At 50.1% G+C, this 18,811-nt stretch carries 18 protein-coding genes and 1 other annotated feature; all 18 genes read left to right on the forward strand.

The features are described from left to right. The first annotated feature begins 93 nt into the window (after nt 1-93). The 18 genes from murB (at nt 94) to B5066_RS11815 (ending at nt 18,804) form a co-directional block, all read left to right on the forward strand. The gene (gene murB, locus B5066_RS11730; protein WP_079476098.1) at nt 94-1,014 is read left to right on the forward strand and encodes a UDP-N-acetylmuramate dehydrogenase; all 921 of its coding nucleotides are present in this window, start codon (nt 94-96) and stop codon (nt 1,012-1,014) included. Between the two features lie 29 nt (nt 1,015-1,043). After that, on the forward strand, nt 1,044-1,943 hold the full coding sequence (locus B5066_RS11735) for a cell division protein FtsQ/DivIB (RefSeq protein ID WP_079476099.1): 900 nt from the start codon (nt 1,044-1,046) through the stop codon (nt 1,941-1,943). A gap of 211 nt (nt 1,944-2,154) precedes the next feature. Next, on the forward strand, nt 2,155-3,483 hold the full coding sequence (gene ftsA / locus B5066_RS11740) for a cell division protein FtsA (RefSeq protein ID WP_079476100.1): 1,329 nt from the start codon (nt 2,155-2,157) through the stop codon (nt 3,481-3,483). A gap of 42 nt (nt 3,484-3,525) precedes the next feature. After that, nucleotides 3,526-4,701 carry a cell division protein FtsZ gene (ftsZ, locus tag B5066_RS11745; RefSeq protein ID WP_079476101.1) on the forward strand — a complete coding sequence of 392 codons (1,176 nt, stop codon included), beginning with the start codon at nt 3,526-3,528 and terminating at the stop codon, nt 4,699-4,701. 125 nt (nt 4,702-4,826) lie between these two features. Beyond that, nucleotides 4,827-5,636 (forward strand): peptidoglycan editing factor PgeF, encoded by an 810-nt coding sequence (pgeF, locus tag B5066_RS11750; protein ID WP_079476102.1) that lies wholly within the window; start codon nt 4,827-4,829, stop codon nt 5,634-5,636. An 18-nt stretch (nt 5,637-5,654) separates the two neighbouring features. Beyond that, complete coding sequence (locus B5066_RS11755; RefSeq protein WP_233133204.1) at nt 5,655-6,332, forward strand: YggS family pyridoxal phosphate-dependent enzyme; 678 nt, start codon at nt 5,655-5,657, stop codon at nt 6,330-6,332. 60 nt (nt 6,333-6,392) lie between these two features. Then, entirely contained in the window at nt 6,393-6,821 is a 429-nt protein-coding gene (locus tag B5066_RS11760) for a cell division protein SepF (protein ID WP_079476104.1), read from the forward strand. 18 nt (nt 6,822-6,839) lie between these two features. Then, the gene (locus B5066_RS11765) at nt 6,840-7,112 is read left to right on the forward strand and encodes a YggT family protein (protein ID WP_022792702.1); all 273 of its coding nucleotides are present in this window, start codon (nt 6,840-6,842) and stop codon (nt 7,110-7,112) included. A 16-nt stretch (nt 7,113-7,128) separates the two neighbouring features. Then, the gene (locus tag B5066_RS11770) at nt 7,129-7,917 is read left to right on the forward strand and encodes a YlmH family RNA-binding protein (protein ID WP_079476105.1); all 789 of its coding nucleotides are present in this window, start codon (nt 7,129-7,131) and stop codon (nt 7,915-7,917) included. Nucleotides 7,918-8,026: 109 nt separating this feature from the next. Next, nucleotides 8,027-8,539 carry a DivIVA domain-containing protein gene (locus tag B5066_RS11775; RefSeq protein ID WP_079476106.1) on the forward strand — a complete coding sequence of 171 codons (513 nt, stop codon included), beginning with the start codon at nt 8,027-8,029 and terminating at the stop codon, nt 8,537-8,539. Nucleotides 8,540-8,576: 37 nt separating this feature from the next. Continuing rightward, nucleotides 8,577-8,808: a binding site (T-box leader), on the forward strand. Between the two features lie 50 nt (nt 8,809-8,858). Continuing rightward, a complete protein-coding gene (gene ileS, locus B5066_RS11780; RefSeq protein ID WP_079477026.1) occupies nt 8,859-11,633 on the forward strand; it encodes an isoleucine--tRNA ligase in 2,775 nt (924 codons plus the stop codon). Nucleotides 11,634-11,780: 147 nt separating this feature from the next. Beyond that, nucleotides 11,781-12,278 carry a signal peptidase II gene (lspA, locus tag B5066_RS11785; RefSeq protein ID WP_079476107.1) on the forward strand — a complete coding sequence of 166 codons (498 nt, stop codon included), beginning with the start codon at nt 11,781-11,783 and terminating at the stop codon, nt 12,276-12,278. Continuing rightward, on the forward strand, nt 12,259-13,161 hold the full coding sequence (locus B5066_RS11790; protein ID WP_079476108.1) for an RluA family pseudouridine synthase: 903 nt from the start codon (nt 12,259-12,261) through the stop codon (nt 13,159-13,161). Before lspA ends, B5066_RS11790 begins: the two co-directional genes overlap by 20 nt. Before the next feature lie 217 nt (nt 13,162-13,378). Beyond that, on the forward strand, nt 13,379-13,915 hold the full coding sequence (gene pyrR / locus B5066_RS11795) for a bifunctional pyr operon transcriptional regulator/uracil phosphoribosyltransferase PyrR (protein ID WP_269845147.1): 537 nt from the start codon (nt 13,379-13,381) through the stop codon (nt 13,913-13,915). Nucleotides 13,916-14,007: 92 nt separating this feature from the next. Beyond that, complete coding sequence (locus B5066_RS11800; protein ID WP_079476110.1) at nt 14,008-15,339, forward strand: solute carrier family 23 protein; 1,332 nt, start codon at nt 14,008-14,010, stop codon at nt 15,337-15,339. 200 nt (nt 15,340-15,539) lie between these two features. After that, the gene (locus tag B5066_RS11805; protein ID WP_079477027.1) at nt 15,540-16,439 is read left to right on the forward strand and encodes an aspartate carbamoyltransferase catalytic subunit; all 900 of its coding nucleotides are present in this window, start codon (nt 15,540-15,542) and stop codon (nt 16,437-16,439) included. Then, nucleotides 16,436-17,719, forward strand: coding sequence for a dihydroorotase (locus B5066_RS11810; protein ID WP_079476111.1), 1,284 nt, complete (start codon nt 16,436-16,438; stop codon nt 17,717-17,719). The genes B5066_RS11805 and B5066_RS11810 overlap by 4 nt, the downstream gene beginning before the upstream one ends. After that, the gene (locus B5066_RS11815) at nt 17,716-18,804 is read left to right on the forward strand and encodes a carbamoyl phosphate synthase small subunit (protein WP_079476112.1); all 1,089 of its coding nucleotides are present in this window, start codon (nt 17,716-17,718) and stop codon (nt 18,802-18,804) included. Before B5066_RS11810 ends, B5066_RS11815 begins: the two co-directional genes overlap by 4 nt. The last annotated feature ends 7 nt before the right edge of the window (nt 18,805-18,811 follow it).

Consider the following 18,811-nt stretch of genomic DNA (forward strand, 5'->3'; position numbering starts at 1 on the left):
TGATGCATTCGTTAAAAGAGAGTATATAAAAACAAAAATGTGATGAATCCAGGGAACCTGAAATAAATGAATAAGAAAACAGGAGGGGATTACATGGGACAAGAGGCGGAATCAGCGTGGGACTTTGAAGACTTTGGAAAAGTAATGAAAGATGAACCACTGGAAAAGCATACGACCTGGAAGATTGGAGGTCCGGCAGATTGGCTGATTGAGCCGACAAGCGTAGAAGAGCTGACGAACGCGATGAAATGGATTCAGGAAGAACACCTGCCATGGCGTGCTATCGGTCGGGGCTCAAACCTGCTGGTGGATGATGAAGGCATTGAAGGGGTAGTGTTGAAATTTGGCACAAAGCTCGCCAATATGGAAAATGATAACGGTACAGTTACTGTGGAAGCGGGTTATCCTTTAGTACGGCTTGCTACAATTCTAAGCAGAGACGGATACGGAGGCATGGAATTTGCCGGAGGGATCCCGGGGAGTGTGGGCGGTGCAGTATTTATGAATGCTGGGGCCCATGGCTCTGACATGTCGAAGGTTCTAACGGAAGCTCTAATCTTATTTCCAGATGGCACAATGGAATGGATACCAAATGAGGAGATGGGATTTGCCTACCGCACCTCAAGGCTCCAGTCGGACAAAGGCATATGTGTTGCTGCCAGATTGAAGCTTGAACAGGGCGAAAAGGATGTCATTTTTAAGGAAATGCAGGACTACAAAGAGTACAGAAGAGAGACGCAGCCGTGGGCCCACCCTTGCGCCGGAAGCGTATTTCGAAACCCTCTTCCGGACCATGCCGGGGAGCTTATTGAAAACATTGGGCTAAAAGGGCACGTGATCGGCGGGGCGCAGATATCAGAGCTGCATGCGAACTTTATTGTCAACATAGGGAACGCCAAAGCATCTGATGTGCTTGCTTTAATTGAAAAAGCCCGTTCCTCCGTTAAAGATGCTTACGGCATTGACCTCGAGACCGAAGTGGAAATCGTAAAAAGAAGATCAGCCGATAGCTGATACGCGAGGGAATAGAGGAGGACTGCGGTGTGAGGAAGCCAAATGATGGCAAGCTGGTCTCGCTCGAAGAACACCATCCCAGTTTAAAAGAGCAGCGCCGGCAAAAATCTCGACGGCGGCTGTTCATCTATCTGGCTGTGTTTTTTATTCTGATTGGGCTGGTTATCTATTTTCAATCTCCGTTAAGTCATATCCGTAGTATTGAAACGAGTGGATCCCATTTTACAGAGAAGCAGGCTATTAAAGAAGAGAGCGGGGTCCAGGTCGGTACGAATATTTGGGAAATGGACAGAAACGTGATTAAAAATAATGTAGAACAACTGCCGGAAGTCGAAGAAGCAGAAGTGTCAAGATCTTGGCCAGCGACCGTAAATATTGAAGTTACTGAGTATGAAAAAGTTGCCTATACCCAGGCAGAAGGAGCTTACGCCCCAGTGCTTGAAAACGGCCATACGCTGACAGAAAAGGTAAACAAGGAGCTTCCCGCCGATGCGCCGCTTTTGCAGAATTTTAATAATGAAGACAGACTCGGAGCATTTGCTGAAGAGCTTGGTAAACTTGGCGAGGGGGTAACCAACCGGATTTCAGAAGTGTATTTCGAGCCTTCTGAAAGTAATGAAGACAATATCACTCTTTATATGAATGATGGTCTGGAGGTACGCAGCTCTGTATCAGATTTTGCAGAATACATGGGATCGTATCCATCTATTGCAAGAAACATTGAGGCCGGCCAGGATGGAGTGCTTTACATGATGAGAGCGCCGTACTTTAAAGCAACAGAATCGGAAGAAGGATCTGTGCAAGGAAATGAAGGGACACAGGAAGTTCCTGAGGAGAGTTTTATCGAAGGAAACAATACTCCTGAGGGAGCAGAAGGAAGTTCTTCTGAATCAGAAGAAAACAATAGTGGTAATGAAGCTGAACGATAAAAGAATGAATATTGTTTGAAAATTGCCTTTTCCATTGAAGATAGTTGTTGTAGACTGAAAAGAAGGCGTATTTCTCTTAACTCACCCAAAAATACTGCCATATATTATTAATGGAAGCGCAACCGGAAACATTCTGTTGCGTATGGAATTATAAAAGATGTAATAGCTATAACGTTGAAGCGAAAATAGATCTATAAGGGGGTGCCCAACCTTGAACAGTGAAAATTTGTATGTCAGTCTTGATGTCGGCACATCGTCTGTCCGAGCGATTATCGGAGATATGAGCGGTGGCGCCTTGAAAATTATTGGAGTCGGCCGGGCGCCGTCTATCGGTATGAGAAAAGGCGCGATCGTCGATATCGATGAAACGGTTAAAGCGATTAAAGAGGCTGTAGACCAGGCTGAACGAATGGTTGATCTGGAAGTAAAGCAAGTCATTGTAGGAATTAACGGCAATCAAGTGGAAATGCGGGCATGTAATGGAATCGTGGCTGTATCAAGCACAGACCGCGAGATTCAGGATGAGGATGTAGAAAGGGTCATTGACGCAGCGCATGTAATGAGTATACCGCCTGACAGAGAAATTATTGATATCATTCCAGCCCAGTTTATTGTAGACGGAATGGACGGAATTAAAGACCCGCGTGGCATGCTCGGCACCCGTCTGGAAATGGAAGGGACTATTATTACAGGAGCTAAAACCGCTTTACATAACCTACTACGCTGTGTGGAGCGAGCAGGACTGGAAATCGCAGATATTGTATTGCAGCCGTTGGCTTCAGGGAGTGTAGCCGTATCAAAGGACGAGCGTTCTCTTGGCGTTGCATTAATTGATATTGGCGGCGGCTCAACCACGGTTTCTGTGTTTCAGGAAGGGCAGCTCCAGACAATGTCCTTTCTTCCGATCGGCGGCAGCCATATCTCCAACGATATTTCTGTAGGCATCAGAACGACTGCAGAAGAAGCGGAGCGCTTGAAGCTTGAGCATGGCCACGCCTTTATCGATGACGCTTCGGATGATTTGTCATTTTCGATTCAGACGCTTGGCAACAACGACCAGAAAAAATTCACGCAGCTCGAACTCGCAGAGATAATCGAGCCAAGAATGGAAGAAATTCTTACATTAGTACAGCAGGAGATCTCCCGCATGGGTTATCATGATCTGCCCGGCGGTTACGTGTTAACCGGAGGGGCAGTCATGATGCCGGGAACGCTTGAGCTTGCCCAGGACATTTGGAAACAGCATGTCCGTCTTGCCATGCCGGACTACATCGGTGTCCGTGAGCCAACGTACACCGCAAGCATTGGCTTGATTGAATTTGCATATAAAAGCATGAAGGTTCATAGTGGGGAGGAGTCCGTTGTAGCCGCAGGACGCTCTGAGAAATACGCTGAATCAGACCGTCCGGCTTCAGCAGGAGACTCTAATTACCGCAATGGTTCAAGCACGCGCCAGCAAAACCGGACAAAGGAAAAAGATCCGGAAGAGCCTGGGTTTAAAGAGCGGATGCGAAGCGTATTTAAATCTTTCTTTGAATAATTAAGTAACGATGGATAAAACGACTATATAGGAGGACCACATATGTTGGAATTTGAAATGGATATGGACCAGCTAGCCCAGATTAAAGTCATCGGTGTCGGCGGGGGCGGTTCGAACGCTGTGAATCGTATGATCGAGAACGGTTTACAGGGAGTCGAATTTATTGCTGTAAACACAGACGCCCAGGCGTTAAAATTATCAGAGGCAGAAACAAAGCTTCAACTAGGCGGGAAATTGACTAGAGGCCTTGGCGCCGGCGCGAACCCGGAGATCGGGAAAAAGGCTGCGGAAGAAAGTAAAGAACAGCTCGAGGAAGCGCTGACTGGTGCCGATATGGTATTTATCACAGCTGGCATGGGCGGAGGCACAGGTACTGGTGCGGCTCCGGTGATTGCTGAAGTAGCTAAAGAAATCGGGGCTTTGACAGTAGGTGTCGTTACACGCCCGTTTACGTTTGAAGGCAAGAAGCGTGCAGTGCAGTCCTCCAATGGCATTTCTTCCCTGAAAGAGAAAGTGGACACGTTGATTGTAATTCCAAACGACCGTCTGCTTGAAATCGTAGATAAAAGCACACCAATGCTTGAGGCGTTCCGTGAAGCGGACAACGTTCTCCGCCAGGGTGTACAGGGCATTAGTGACCTGATCGCGGTGCCGGGTCTTATCAACCTGGATTTCGCTGACGTAAAAACCATCATGAGTGAAAAAGGTTCTGCGCTGATGGGAATTGGTATTTCCACTGGAGAGAACCGGGCCGTGGAAGCAGCAAAGAAAGCCATTTCAAGCCCGCTGCTTGAAACATCTGTGGAAGGCGCCCAGGGCGTCCTGATGAACATCACCGGCGGCTCCAACCTGAGTCTGTTTGAAGTGCACGAAGCTGCTGAGATTGTATCTGAAGCTTCGGATACAGATGTTAATATGATCTTCGGCTCAGTGATTAACGAAAACCTGAAAGATGAGATCGTCGTTACTGTTATTGCGACCGGCTTTCAGGATAGTGAAGATCAGCGGAGCGCGCAGGGAACACGCGGCGGCGGCCGACAGACTGTTTCCCGGCAGCAGCCGTCAAGACAACAGGCTCCGCAGCAGCCACAGCAGCCTGCGCCTCAACAGGAATGGAAGGAAGAGCCTGTTTCTGAAAACGAATCGTCCAGAGAGGGACAGGAGGAAGACGAAGGACTCGATATTCCAACATTTCTGCGCAACCGGCGCCGCCGCTAAAGCGGGGCAGGCGATAGAAGAAAAAAGCGGGCCGGACACGGCCCGCTTTTCTTCGCTGGAGCACACGGATAATAAAGCGATGAGTTTTGTGCAAACCGATCAATAAGCAGAAAGGGCATGATGGCATGAAGCACGAGCCGTTTCATCTTTTAACAAACGGCATTCTTCAGCTGGAAACGAAAAGTCCAGCAGTGGCCGCCGGTTTTACCACCAGAACAGATGGCATAGGAAAGCCGCCTTATGAAAGTCGGAATACGGCTTTCCATGTAGGGGAAGACAATAATACCACTATAAATAATCGCATGATCACTGCCAGGCATATTAACCGCCCGTTATCTACGTGGATTGCCGAGGAGCAGGTCCACGGCAGCCGGATTGTGGAAGTGGGCCAAAGCGATGCAGGCAAAGGCAGTGAGCAAAGAGAGACCGCTGTGGCGGAAGCTGACGGCCTAATTACGCAATCGAAGGACGTTACGCTTGTGAGCTTTTATGCTGATTGTGTACCTCTGTTCTTTTATACAGAGAGCTCTGCAGTGGCCGGGCTGGCCCACGCCGGGTGGAAAGGAACTGCAGCGGACATCGGCGGAGAAATGGTACGTGCTTTTATAGAGAAGGGAGTCCCGGTGGAGCAGATGTATGCTGCCATTGGGCCGTCGATATCCGGAGCCAACTATGAGGTAAATGAAGCAGTCATCCAATCTTTTCAGGATAAAGAAGTTTTTTTATACCATAAGCCGTGGATTCAAAAGGCAAACGGCCGGTATGAGCTTGACCTAAAGACTGCTAACAGGCTTCTGCTTGAACGTGCAGGAATAGCTCCCGAACGTATTGTTGTTAGCCGTTACTGTACTTACGCTGAGGAAGAGCTGTTTTTCTCCCATCGCCGTGAAAACGGGAAAACTGGACGAATGATGAGTTATATCTATATTATATAGGCAGGGAGGATGCTGCACTTGAACACTGTGGAATCCAACTGGAAAGCGATAAAACGTAATATCGGCCGTGCCTGCGAAGCCTCCGGCCGGGACCCGGGGGAGGTAACATGCATTGCTGTTACAAAGTATGTCTCCCCGGAGCGCGCGATAGAGGCAGTGAACGCCGGAATAACCAATTTAGGGGAAAACCGTGTGGAAGGAGCACTTGAAAAATACGAAGCTGTTTCCGGCCGGGCGGACATTCATTTTATCGGTACCCTCCAATCAAAAAAAGCAAAAAAAATTATCGGTAAATGTGCATACATTCATTCACTCGACCGCTGGAGCCTGGCAGAAGAAATCAACAAACGGTCCGAAGAAACAGTTACCGAATGCTTCGTGCAGGTGAATGTTTCGGGAGAAGAAAGCAAAGCAGGGCTTTCCCCGGAAAAGGTGGAACCGTTCATTGAATCGCTGATGAAACTGCCCCGGCTCCGAATCGTAGGATTAATGACGCTCGCCCCATTTGAAGAGGATGCTGAACGAACCCGGCCGGTTTTCCGGCAGATGAATGAGTTGCGCGGACACATTCAGGAAAAAAGCTGGGCTCATGCGCCTTGCAGTTATTTGTCTATGGGAATGTCCAACGATTATATGGTAGCTGTTGAAGAAGGCGCTACTCATATCCGGCTCGGCACTTCGCTTGTAGGTGAATAAAAGACTCCGGCGTTAAGTAACAAAGCAGCCGGTATCTCTGTGTAAAAAGGAGAGGAGAAGATGAGTTTGCGTTCGAAGTTCCGGCGTTTTTTTGAAATGGACGACGATGTTGTCGAACAGGAAGTTCCTCTTTCTGAAGAAGAGCAATATGCCCAGCATGAAAACAAGCAGGGGGCGGCGCCAAGCAACGTGGTGAGCCTGCAGAGTGTGCAGAAGTCCTCGAAGGTGATGCTCTTGGAGCCGCGCAGCTATGAGGAAGTACAGGATATTGCCGATCACCTGTGCAGCCGGAAAGCAGTGATCATCAATCTGCAGCGGGTGCCAAAGGATCAGGGCCGGCGCATCGTTGATTTTCTAAGCGGTACTGTTTATGCTATCGGCGGGGATATTCAGAAGGTTGGCAGCCAGATCTTTTTCTGTGCGCCGGAAAATGTAGATATTTCGGGCGCTATTACAGAAATCATTTCAGAAAGGGATGAGCACTATTAAAAAGAAAGGGGAGGGATTATGCAGCTTATAGGTTCTTTGTTGATCAGTTTAATCAGTATTTACCGTATTGTTTTAATTGTTTATATTTTCATGTCCTGGTTCCCAAATGCGAGAGAATCTACGATCGGCCAGTTTATCGGCTCGATTTGCGAACCATATTTGGAGCCGTTCCGCCGATTTATTCCACCGCTCGGCCCGCTTGATATTTCACCAATTGTGGCCATCATTGTACTCTTTTTTGCAGAATCAGGCATACGGGCGCTGTTTTTTAATGCCGGTGCGTTGTTTTAATTGAGGTGAATAAAACATGAATATGCTCGAACACTTCCGTCCAGAAGAAAGGGCCTGGGTGGAACAGGCAGCGGACTGGAAAGAAGCAGTCGAAACCAGCTTTGAAAGACGGCTGACCGATTTTCTCGATCCGCGGGAGCGGGATATTTTAGCTTCAGTTATCGGCAAAGACGAGACCGTCTACTATGCGTTTGCCGGGGGGAGCGATGATGCTGAGCGAAAACGGGCGTTAATTTATCCGTTTTATGAACAGCCGGAGCAGGAGGATTTTCAGCTGATATTGTTTGAGATCTCTTATCCGCAGAAATTCGCTTCCCTTGAGCATAAAGATGTGCTCGGGGCACTGATGGGCATTGGATTAAAACGGGAAAAGTTCGGTGATATCCTGGAAGGGGAGGGGCGCTTTCAATTCGTGGCAGCTGCTGAAGTCCGCAGCTATATCGAGCTGAACCTCCCGAAAATTGCCAATGTCTCCGTGACGCCGGTGGAAAAGCCGTTTTCCGCTATGCTTCCAATAGAAGAAGAGTGGGTGGAACGCGAAACGACGGTCTCTTCGCTTCGGCTTGATACGTTTATGGCAGAAGCGTACCGGCTTTCAAGAAGCAAAACGCTGCCGTTCATCGAAAAAGCGAAAGTGCGCGTGAACTGGAAGAAGGTTGAACAATCCTCTTACGTCCTGCACCCCGGGGACTATGTTTCGGTACGAGGGCTTGGCCGCTCCAAATTGATGGAGGTGCTGGGACGCACCAAAAAAGATAAGCAGCGGATAGTATACGGGGTTAAGGAACAGAAAAGAAAAAAATAATCTTTTTTGTTTTAAAAGAAGGAACTGCCTTTTTTGCCGCGAATGTAGAAAAAGGCAGCAGGCTCTCGGGCCTTTATACATACTTGAATAGGAGAAAGGGTGAACGATTTTGCCTTTAACACCACTGGATATTCATAATAAGGAATTCACAAGAGGTTTCCGGGGATACGATGAAGATGAAGTGAATGACTTTTTAAAACAGTTGATTAAGGATTTTGAAGATGTCATCCGCGAACGTGATGAGATGTACGAACGTACGAAAGAGCTGGAGGACCGGATTAATCACTTCTCCAATATCGAAGAAACTCTGAACAAATCAATATATGTAGCCCAGGAATCAGCAGAAGAAGTGCGGAAAAACGCCCGTAAAGAAGGTGAACTGACGGTGAAGGAAGCAGAAAAAAATGCGGACCGGATCGTCAACGAAGCATTGAACAAATCCCGCCGCATTGAGCTTGAAATTGAAGAGCTGAAAAAACAGGCTTCTGTTTACCAGACCAAGTTTAAAATGCTTCTGGAAGCACAGATGGAGATGCTTCATTCGGATGAATGGCTGAATCTTTCTGAAGAAGAAGCCGCAGAGGCAGAAGTTTATGCAGGCGACGGCGAACGGCTTGACTAACACCGGCAACTAGATTATACTTTTGCATTATCATATTCGACAAACGTTGAAGGGGAGCAGGCAGTAATGTACCGGTCTCAGCGATCTGCGGTTGGTGAAAGCGCAGAACCAGGGCATTTTTGTTATCACCCCGGAGTTCCTTAACTGAACAAAAAAGTAAGTTAAGGCGGCTTTTGAAAAGCCGTTATTGCCAATGAAGAGACGAGCAGGGAGCTGTATGGCTTCCTGCGCTCATCAGGGTGGTACCGCGAGTCATTCTCGTCCCTATGCACGGGGGCTCAGGATGGCTCTTTTTAATGTAATAAAGGAGGAAACGGAAATGAGTTATAAAGAATCACTGCTAATGCCAAAAACCAAATTTCCCATGCGCGGCAATCTGCCGAATAAAGAACCGGAGCGCCAGAAAACATGGAACGAGCAGGGCATTTATGAACGGGTACAAGCACGCACCCAGGACCGGCCGCTGTTTGTGCTCCACGATGGCCCTCCGTATGCCAACGGGGACATCCATATGGGCCATGCCCTGAATAAAGTACTCAAGGATTTTATCGTCCGCTACAAATCGATGACGGGCTACCATGCTCCCTACGTGCCGGGCTGGGATGTTCACGGCCTTCCGATAGAAACAGCATTGACGAAAAATAAAAAAGTGGACCGAAAAAAAATGACAACAGCTGAATTTCGCGCCGCCTGTGAAGAATATGCGGAGAAGCAAATTGACCGTCAGCGCGAACAGTTCAAACGTCTTGGAGTAAGAGGCGATTGGGAAAACCCGTATGTGACAATGAATCATGAATACGAAGCCCAACAGATCCAGGTATTTGGGGAGATGGCCAAACGGGGCCATATTTATAAAGGCAAAAAACCGGTCTACTGGTCGCCGTCTTCGGAATCGGCCCTGGCAGAAGCAGAGATCGAATACCACGATATGCGCTCTCCGTCTATTTATGTTTCGTTTGCGGTTAAGGACGGCAAGGACGTACTTGAAGGCGATGAAAAGTTTATCATCTGGACCACGACGCCGTGGACTATACCTGCCAATCTGGCGATCACGGTACACCCCGAGCTTGATTACGTCGTGGTTCGAGCGGGCGGCGAAAAGTATGTTGTGGCTGAAGGGCTCCTGGAGGAGCTTGAACAGAAGCTCGAATGGGACGGCTATGAAATTACAAAACGTATGAAGGGCCGTGACCTTGAGTATGTGATGGCTGAGCACCCTATTTATGGCCGGGACTCTCTCGTTATTCTCGGCGACCACGTAACGCTGGACGCCGGTACCGGCTGCGTGCACACAGCTCCGGGCCACGGGGAAGAAGACTTTATTGTAGGCCAGCAGTACGGGCTTGACACGCTCTGTCCTGTAGACGACAAAGGGGTGTTTACTGAGGAGGCGCCTGGGTTTGAAGGTCTCTTTTATGATAAAGCGAACAAAGCGATCACGGATAACCTGGACCAGCTCGGAGCGCTGTTGCAGCTGAACTTCTTCAGCCACTCCTATCCGCATGACTGGAGAACGAAAAAGCCGGTCATTTACCGGGCGACTGATCAGTGGTTTGCTTCGATCGAGAATATTCGCGGAGAGCTTTTAGATGAAATCAGCCAAGTGACATGGACGCCTGCCTGGGGCGAAACGCGCCTGTATAATATGGTGCGGGACCGGGGCGACTGGTGTATATCCAGACAGCGTGCCTGGGGTGTGCCGATCCCGGTCTTTTACGCCGAGGACGGAGAAGCGATCATTAACGATGAAACTATCCAGCACGTCTCCGAGCTGTTCCGCACCCATGGTTCCAACGTATGGTTTGAGTGGGAGACGGCGGAGCTCCTGCCGGAAGGATTCACCTCGGACCATAGCCCAAATGGCAGCTTTACACGGGAAATGGATATCATGGACGTATGGTTTGACAGCGGCTCCTCGCATCAATCAGTGCTTGAGGCATCTCCGCTTCTGCAGCGTCCGGCTGATATGTATCTCGAAGGCTCTGATCAATACCGCGGCTGGTTTAATTCTTCTCTTACAACGAGCGTTGCGGTCACCGGAAAATCGCCATACCGGTCATTGCTGAGTCACGGCTTTACGATGGACGGGGAAGGCAAAAAAATGAGTAAATCGCTCGGTAACACAATTTCGCCCAATGACATCACAAAGCAGCTCGGGGCGGATATTCTCCGGCTTTGGGTGTCGAGTGTTGATTATCAGGCGGATCACCGGCTGTCGGACAACATCTTAAAGCAAATCGCTGAAGCATACCGTAAAATCCGTAATACATTCCGGTTTATGCTCGGGAACCTGAGTGATTTTGATCCGGAAAAACACCGGATTTCGCCATCGGACTGGAGCGAGCTTGACCAGTATATGCACCTGCGTCTGCAGGATTTAATCACAAAAATCCGGGCCGGCTATGAAGAGTATCAGTTCGTCAATGTCTATCAGACGTTTCACAATTTCTGTACCGTCGACCTGAGCTCATTTTATCTCGATATTGCCAAGGATACGCTTTATGTTGAGCATGAAGACGACGTCCGCCGACGGGCGATCCAGACAGTACTGTATGACACCTTAACTGCCCTCGTACAGATGGCTGCCCCAATTATCCCGCATACGGCCGAAGAGGTATGGGAGTTTATCCCTCAGACAGAAGCAGACAGCGTGCAGCTGACGGACATGCCGCAGGCAGACCGTTCTGCAGAGGACGAAGAGCTACGCCGGAAATGGGATCGTCTCATGGATGTCCGGGACGATGTGTTGAAGGCGCTGGAGACAGCGAGGGGAGAAAAAGTGATTGGCAAGTCGCTTGAAGCCTCGGTTGACATTTATGCAGACGGGGAAGTTAAAGACATGCTTCAGAGCGTAACCCGCTTAAAGACGCTCTTTATTGTGTCGAAAGCGGAAGTCGCCGGCTCAGCATCCGAAGCTCCGGCAGAAGCGTCGAAGCTTGATGAAGTAAGCGTTGTTGTAGGAGCAGCGGAGGGTGAACGCTGCGAACGCTGCTGGGAAGTAACCGAAACAGTAGGAGAAGACCCGGCTTACCCGGATCTGTGCAGCCGCTGTGCTTCGGTAATGCATCAGAAAGAAAACGTTAATCAATCCTAATACGGGAGCCCCCTGATTATAAAGGGGGCTTTTTTTTATGCAAAGCAAAAGGCGGAAGGTTCCTTCGGGGCGCTGTTCGCACCCGTGAATATGTGCTAAAATGCTAAGGGTGGAACGCACTCCGTAAGAGAGGATGAAAGAGGCTGTATGAAAATTATTAAATGGCATTACCTGCTGGCTGCGCTGATTGTTATTTTCGACCAGGCAACCAAATACATAGTAGCTGCCTCCATGCGTGTTGGAGAAAGCTTTGAAATTGTCCCATCCTTTCTATATTTGACCTCTCACCGGAACGAAGGAGCGGCCTTTGGCATCCTGCAGGGCCAGCGCTGGTTTTTTATACTTATTACGATTGTCGTGATAGCGGTGGTAGTGTATTACCTGCAGCAATATGGAACGCTCTCATTTACCTTTGGTATCCCGCTGGCACTCGTTCTGGGAGGAGCTATTGGAAATTTCATTGACCGTATTTTATTTGGAGAAGTAGTCGATTTTATTGATGTTTATCTGTTTGCCTACAATTACCCAATTTTCAATGTTGCGGATGCTGCCCTCACAGTAGGTGTAGCATGGTTGATTATTGGCATGTTTTTAGACGAAAGATCACGAAAGAAGGAAGAAACACATGAATTCACGAACCGTTAATGAAGAAGAACAGGGCACAAGAGTTGACCGTCTAATGGCAGACGAGCTGGAAGAGTCCCGCTCAGTTGTACAGCAGTGGGTCAAAGACGGCTGGATTACGGTCAATGACAGCCGGGTCAAAAACAATTACAAGCTCCAGGCCGGGGATCGAATCGATGTTAGTGTACCAAAAGAAAGTCATGAAGAGATGACTCCTGAAGAAATGGAGCTTGACGTACGTTATGAGGACGACGATGTAGTGGTAATTTATAAACCGGCAGGGATGGTCGTGCACCCGGCCCCTGGTCACCTCCGCGGCACATTAATGAATGGACTTCTGCACCGCTATCCGGAGTGGCAGAATTATCCTGAAGCCCGGGCTGGGCTGATTCATCGCCTGGATAAAGATACCTCGGGTCTGCTGATAGCAGCCAAGCATCCTGAAGCTTACGAGCAATTATCGAATCAGATGAAAAACCGAAAAATTGAGCGTAAATACAAGGCGATTGTGCACGGAGAAGTACCACATGAAACCGGAAAAATCGACATGCCGATCGGGCGCGATCCTCATGACCGACAGAAAATGGCGGCTGTAAGAGAAAACTCCAAGCCGGCGGTGACTCATTTCCAAGTGCTTCAATGGTGGCACAAATATACGTTTGTGGAATGTGAGCTCGAAACTGGCCGCATGCACCAGATCCGGGTACATTTTGCCCAGATCGGCCATCCGGTTGCAGCTGATCCAAAGTATGGACGCCGGAAAACCCTGGCTTTGCCGGGACAGGCACTTCATGCTTACCGCCTCCGCTTCGAGCACCCTGTCAGCGGAAAATGGATCGAAGTGGAAGCTGAACTGCCACAGGAAATACAGGCAGCGATTGATGAACTTGACAAAACCAGTTGACCGCACAGAAAAAGACTGTCATACTACGTAATAACGATAAAAACGAATGCCTTTTTAACACAGTCCCGTGAGGCTGAGAAGAGGTGGTGTCCGAACGCAAAATTCCTAAGGGCGGCGTATGTATATACCCGGCCTGTAATGGCGCGTATCCGGAGCCTCAAGCCCTCATCCTCACAGGATGAGGGCTTTTTCATTGAAGAAAAGGAGGATGGTGCAGATGGAACGGGTGCTTTTGGATGAACAAGCGATCCGGAGAGCGTTGACGAGAGTGTCACATGAAATTATTGAACGGAATAAAGGCGTGGAAGACTGTATCCTGGTCGGGATAAAAACGCGGGGGATTTACATTGCCAACCGGCTCGCAGAGAGCATCGAACGGATTGAAGGAAATGCCATACCGATTGGCGAAGTGGACATTACGATGTACCGCGACGATTTATCCCACAATAATAACAGCCGGGAGCCGGAGCTCCACGGAGCAACACTCCCCGAGGACGTCACCGGTAAGACAGTAATACTCGTGGACGACGTGTTATACACTGGACGAACGGTACGGGCAGCGATGGACGCTATGATGGACAGCGGACGGCCAGCACAGATTCAGCTGGCGGTACTTGTGGACCGGGGCCACCGGGAGCTGCCGGTACGCCCGGATTACATTGGTAAAAACGTGCCGACATCGCGCGAAGAAATTATCGCCGTTAATATGGCAGAAGAAGACGGTGAAGATCAGGTTAGTATCCACTCGGCATAAGATCAGTTCTCTTTAATTTGGACCCGTGAGTTCAAGAAGGGATGAGACGAAAGCGTTTCTTCCCTCCATGCCAATACTAATGGAGGTTTATCATGAAAAATAGTGAAGATATCCATATTCAGACCCGCCCGGCACCGGCCACCTGGCTGATTCTTAGCCTGCAGCATCTGTTCGCCATGTTTGGATCGACAATACTAGTGCCGGCGCTTACGGGACTCAGTCCCGCGGTAGCGCTGGTCTCGAGCGGCCTTGGAACACTCGCCTATCTGGCGATTACCAAAGGACAAATACCGGCCTATCTTGGTTCATCATTTGCATTTATCTTCCCGATTATTGCTGCTTTATCCATCGGAGGCCCGGGGGGTGTGATGCTTGGGTCGTTTGCTGCGGGACTTGTTTACGGAATTACGGCGCTGATTATACGCAAAGCCGGTGTAGGCTGGCTGATGAATATTCTTCCGCCGGTAGTAGTCGGTCCGGTCATTATGGTCATCGGTCTTGGCCTTGCGACGACAGCAATCGAAATGTCGATGAACTACAACGCAGACACCGGAAACTACAATGAACCGATGCGCCATATGAGCGTCGCTGCTGTGACACTTGCGATTGTCATTGTCGCTTCCGTGTTTTTCCGGGGGTTTTTCAGGATTATTCCGGTGCTGTTTGGCATCATCGGCGGCTACATGACGGCGCTTGCTGCCGGAATGGTAAACACAGAAGCTATCGGGGAGGCCGCCTGGATTCAGGTGCCGGATTTCTCGGTACCTTTTGCGACATACAGCCCGGACTGGAGCTGGAGTGTCATCGCCATCATGGCACCAATTGCGCTGGTAACAATTGCTGAACACATCGGCGACCAGCTCGTGTTAAGCAAGGTAGCAGAGAAAAACTTTCTGGAGTCACCAGGGCTCCATCGTTCCATTATGGGAGATGGTGTAGCCACTATGTTTGCCGCGGTGCTTGGCGGGCCGCCAAACACGACATACGGGGAAAACATCGGCGTGCTTGCCATCACCCGCGTATTCAGTGTATATGTCATCGGCGGAGCGGCGGTACTTGCCATCAGCTTCGGATTTATCGGAAAGGTGGAGGCCTTTATCGCAAGCATTCCAGGAGCCGTAATGGGCGGCGTTTCTATTCTGCTCTTTGGCATTATTGCCTCGAACGGGCTCCGGATGCTGATTGATAATAATATTGATCTTGGCATTAAGCGGAACCTGATTATCAGCTCAGTCATTCTGGTGACTGGTATTGGAGGAGCGTTCATCGAAATTGGGGAATACTTTGAGATTTCGAGCATGGCGCTTGCAACAGTGATTGGGATGATTTTGCATGCAGTGCTTCCGGGGAAAAAGAACTCCTACGGCAACCGGTCAATGTTTGAATCCGCAAGTACGTCCACATCAAAAAATAAGGCAGCTTAATCATCCTTTAAGGAAGTACAGAGAGACATCCAAGGTTGAACGGCATGAAAACACTCCCGGCAGCAGTGTATCCTGCGCGGGGCGTTTCATCATACCCGTAAACCTGGAGTCTTTCCGACTCCGGGTTTTTTTATGAAGGACGAGAGCATTGAAAAGGAGCGGAAACAATGATGAGTATGAAAACTTCAAAAACGGCAGTCGTGCAGCATGTGCTGACCATGGAAGAGTGGAATGTGCGCCAGATCCACGAATTGTTGACGCGAGCGAACGAGTTCGCAGACATGAAACGGGAGCGGACGACCCTTCCTTTATACGCGGCGAATTTGTTTTTTGAACCGAGTACCCGGACGAAGCTCAGTTTTGAAGCGGCCGAGCAAAACCTTGGTCTTGGGATTCTGCATTTTGACGCTGCAACTTCAAGCGTAAAAAAAGGAGAGAGCCTGTACGACACGGTACGCACGTTGGAAAGCATTGGTGCGGATGTGGTGGTTATCCGTCATGAGCAGGAACGGTACTTCGATGAGCTTCGGGACTTTATTAACATTCCCATCATTAACGGAGGGGACGGCTGCGGGCATCACCCAACCCAGTCTTTTCTGGATTTAATGACTATTCAGCAGGAGTTTGGCAGGTTTGCCGGAGTAAAGGTCGTCATCGCTGGAGACATCCGGCACAGCCGGGTCGCCCGTTCAAACGTAGAGGTATTGGAGCGCCTCGGAGCGAAAGTATACGTATCGGGGCCAAAGGAATGGATGGATGAAGCCATGAGCAGCCGCTTTATACCGATGGATGAAGCAGTGGAGGTGGCGGACGTCATGATGATGCTCCGCATACAGCATGAGCGCCACACGGTTCAGCTGATAGCCGGGCCAAACGATTATCACGAAGCTTACGGGCTCACCGTAGAGCGAACGCAGCGGATGAAGGATAAAAGTATTATTATGCACCCGGCTCCAATCAACCGGGGCGTGGAAATAGCAGACGAGCTCGTGGAGGGCAGCCGCTCGAGAATTTTCAAGCAGATGACTAACGGCGTATATGTTCGCATGGCTGTGCTTGATCACGTTTTAAGGCAGGCAAAAGGAGGAGATTGGAAATGAATGGATGGATAATTAACGCACAGGTGTTTACCCCGCAGGAAACGATCGAATCCCGTGATGTGCTGATTGAAAACGGACGTATTCAGGAAACAGGCCGTGCACCTGAAGAAGCGGAAGTGGTGGTTGACGCGAAAGGGTGCCTGCTCGCTCCAGGCCTGGTCGACGTACACGTGCATCTCCGCGAGCCGGGAGGCGAGCACAAAGAAACCATTTATTCAGGTACGCAGGCAGCGGCCAAAGGCGGTTTCACTACGGTGTGCCCGATGCCCAATACGTACCCGGTGCCCGACTCTGCCGGAAAGCTTGATCTGCTGTATGAGCGCATTGAAGCCACGGCCGCTGTTCGTGTTCATCCGTATGCTTCCATTACGGAGAAACAGGAAGGCAGAAAACGCACGAACATGAAAACGCTGAAGGAGCACGGGGCCTTTGCTTTTACGGATGACGGAGTGGGCGTGCAGGACGCCTCTGTCATGTATGAAGCTATGCTCGAAGCGGCAGCGCTTAACATGCCGGTGGTAGCACACTGTGAAGAAAACACCCTTGTTTATGGTGGCAGCGTGCACGCCGGCAGGTTTGCAGAAAAGAACGGACTCCAGGGCATACCGGCGATAGCTGAATCGGTGCATATTGCACGCGATATTTTGCTTGCTGAAGCGGCCGGCTGCCATTATCACGTGTGTCACGTAAGCACGAAGGAATCCGTGCGGCTGATTCGCGATGCCAAACGCGCGGGTATTCACGTAACGGCTGAAGTGACGCCGCATCATCTGCTGCTGAGCGAAGATGACATCCCGGAGGTGGATACAAACTATAAAATGAATCCGCCGCTGCGTTCCCGGGGTGACCGGCAGGCGCTGCTTGAAGCCTGGCTCGACGGCACCATTGATTTTATAGCGACCGATCATGCGCCTCACGCAGCAGAAGAAAAAGCACGGCCGATAGGCGAAGCACCGTTTGGTATTACGGGATTTGAAACAGCTTTTCCGCTTTTATATAACGAACTGGTTTTAAACGGAGTGTGCACCCTGGAGCATCTGCTTGCCTCAATGACCAGACGGCCGGCCAGGGTGTTTGGCCTGTCTGCCGGCACACTTTCTGCCGGCGCTTTTGCAGACCTGACGCTCATTGATCTGGAGCACGAAGAGACAGTCGACCCCGGCCAGTTTGTATCCAAGGGAAAAAACACACCGTTTACCGGCTGGAAGCTTAAAGGTTGGCCGGTACTTACAATCGTAAATGGACAAACCGTGTATCAAAAGAAAGAGGTGCAAAAATGAAGCGGAAATTAATATTGGAAAATGGGGCTGTTTTTCACGGGGAAGGTATTGGAAGCGAACGGGAAACTGTGGGAGAAGTTGTGTTTAATACCGGCATGACCGGCTATCAGGAAATTTTATCCGACCCGTCCTACTGCGATCAGCTAGTGACGCTGACGTATCCGCTGATCGGCAATTACGGCATTAACCGTGACGATTTTGAAACGATGCATCCTTCTGCCGGCGGGTTGATCATCAAAGAAGCAGCTTCGCACCCGAGCAATTTCCGAAGCATCGGAACGCTCAGCGAGTGGCTCAAAGAAAAAGACATTCCAGGGCTGTGCGGCATTGATACACGCCGCCTTACCAAAATGATCCGGACTGCCGGTACACTGCGGGGCAGGCTGTGTACGGAAGAAGTAGATGAAGAGGAAGCTGTCCGTGAGCTGCAGCAGTGGATCGACCCCCGGGATCAGGTGTCCCGGGTCAGTACAAAAAATGCCTACCATGCGCCGGGCAACGGCAAACGGGTAGTACTGATGGACTACGGCGCCAAGCACGGCATTACCCGGAATCTGCTCAGCCGCGGCTGTGACGTATTTGTACTGCCATACAACGCCACAGCGAAAGAAGTGCTTGCCCTGAATCCGGACGGGGTGATGCTCAGTAACGGTCCCGGGGACCCTGAAGATGTACCTGAGGCGGTAGAGACGCTCCGGGCCCTGGTCGGGGAAGTGCCGGTGTTTGGCATCTGCCTCGGGCACCAGTTGTTAAGCCTTGCCTGCGGGGCCACCTCGTCCAAGCTTAAATTCGGCCACCGCGGTGGTAATCATCCAGTTAAACAAGTGAAAACCGGCCGGGTCGACATCACCTCCCAGAACCACGGTTACACTGTAGACCGGGATTCGCTGATGGGAACAGACCTCGTCCTGACGCACGTCAACGTTAATGACGGCACCGTAGAAGGCGTCGAACACCGCGAATATCCGGCCTTCAGCGTCCAGTACCATCCGGAGGCCTGCCCGGGGCCGAGCGATGCGAACGACCTTTTTGATCAGTTTGTCCGCTTGATGAACCGCTACGAAAAAGTACCTACTCGCATATAAAAGGGGA

The sequence above is a fragment of the Marinococcus halophilus genome (genome assembly GCF_900166605.1).
GTDB lineage: Bacteria > Bacillota > Bacilli > Bacillales > Marinococcaceae > Marinococcus > Marinococcus halophilus.

Coding starts and splice junctions, on each gene's coding strand:
- B5066_RS11800 (WP_079476110.1), top strand. CDS start 14,008: ATGAAAAATAGTGAAGATATCCATATTCAGACCCGCCCGGCACCGGCC.
- B5066_RS11810 (WP_079476111.1), top strand. CDS start 16,436: ATGAATGGATGGATAATTAACGCACAGGTGTTTACCCCGCAGGAAACG.
- murB (WP_079476098.1), top strand. CDS start 94: ATGGGACAAGAGGCGGAATCAGCGTGGGACTTTGAAGACTTTGGAAAA.
- lspA (WP_079476107.1), top strand. CDS start 11,781: ATGAAAATTATTAAATGGCATTACCTGCTGGCTGCGCTGATTGTTATT.
- ftsZ (WP_079476101.1), top strand. CDS start 3,526: ATGTTGGAATTTGAAATGGATATGGACCAGCTAGCCCAGATTAAAGTC.
- B5066_RS11770 (WP_079476105.1), top strand. CDS start 7,129: ATGAATATGCTCGAACACTTCCGTCCAGAAGAAAGGGCCTGGGTGGAA.
- pgeF (WP_079476102.1), top strand. CDS start 4,827: ATGAAGCACGAGCCGTTTCATCTTTTAACAAACGGCATTCTTCAGCTG.
- pyrR (WP_269845147.1), top strand. CDS start 13,379: ATGGAACGGGTGCTTTTGGATGAACAAGCGATCCGGAGAGCGTTGACG.
- B5066_RS11760 (WP_079476104.1), top strand. CDS start 6,393: ATGAGTTTGCGTTCGAAGTTCCGGCGTTTTTTTGAAATGGACGACGAT.
- B5066_RS11765 (WP_022792702.1), top strand. CDS start 6,840: ATGCAGCTTATAGGTTCTTTGTTGATCAGTTTAATCAGTATTTACCGT.
- B5066_RS11790 (WP_079476108.1), top strand. CDS start 12,259: ATGAATTCACGAACCGTTAATGAAGAAGAACAGGGCACAAGAGTTGAC.
- B5066_RS11815 (WP_079476112.1), top strand. CDS start 17,716: ATGAAGCGGAAATTAATATTGGAAAATGGGGCTGTTTTTCACGGGGAA.
- ileS (WP_079477026.1), top strand. CDS start 8,859: ATGAGTTATAAAGAATCACTGCTAATGCCAAAAACCAAATTTCCCATG.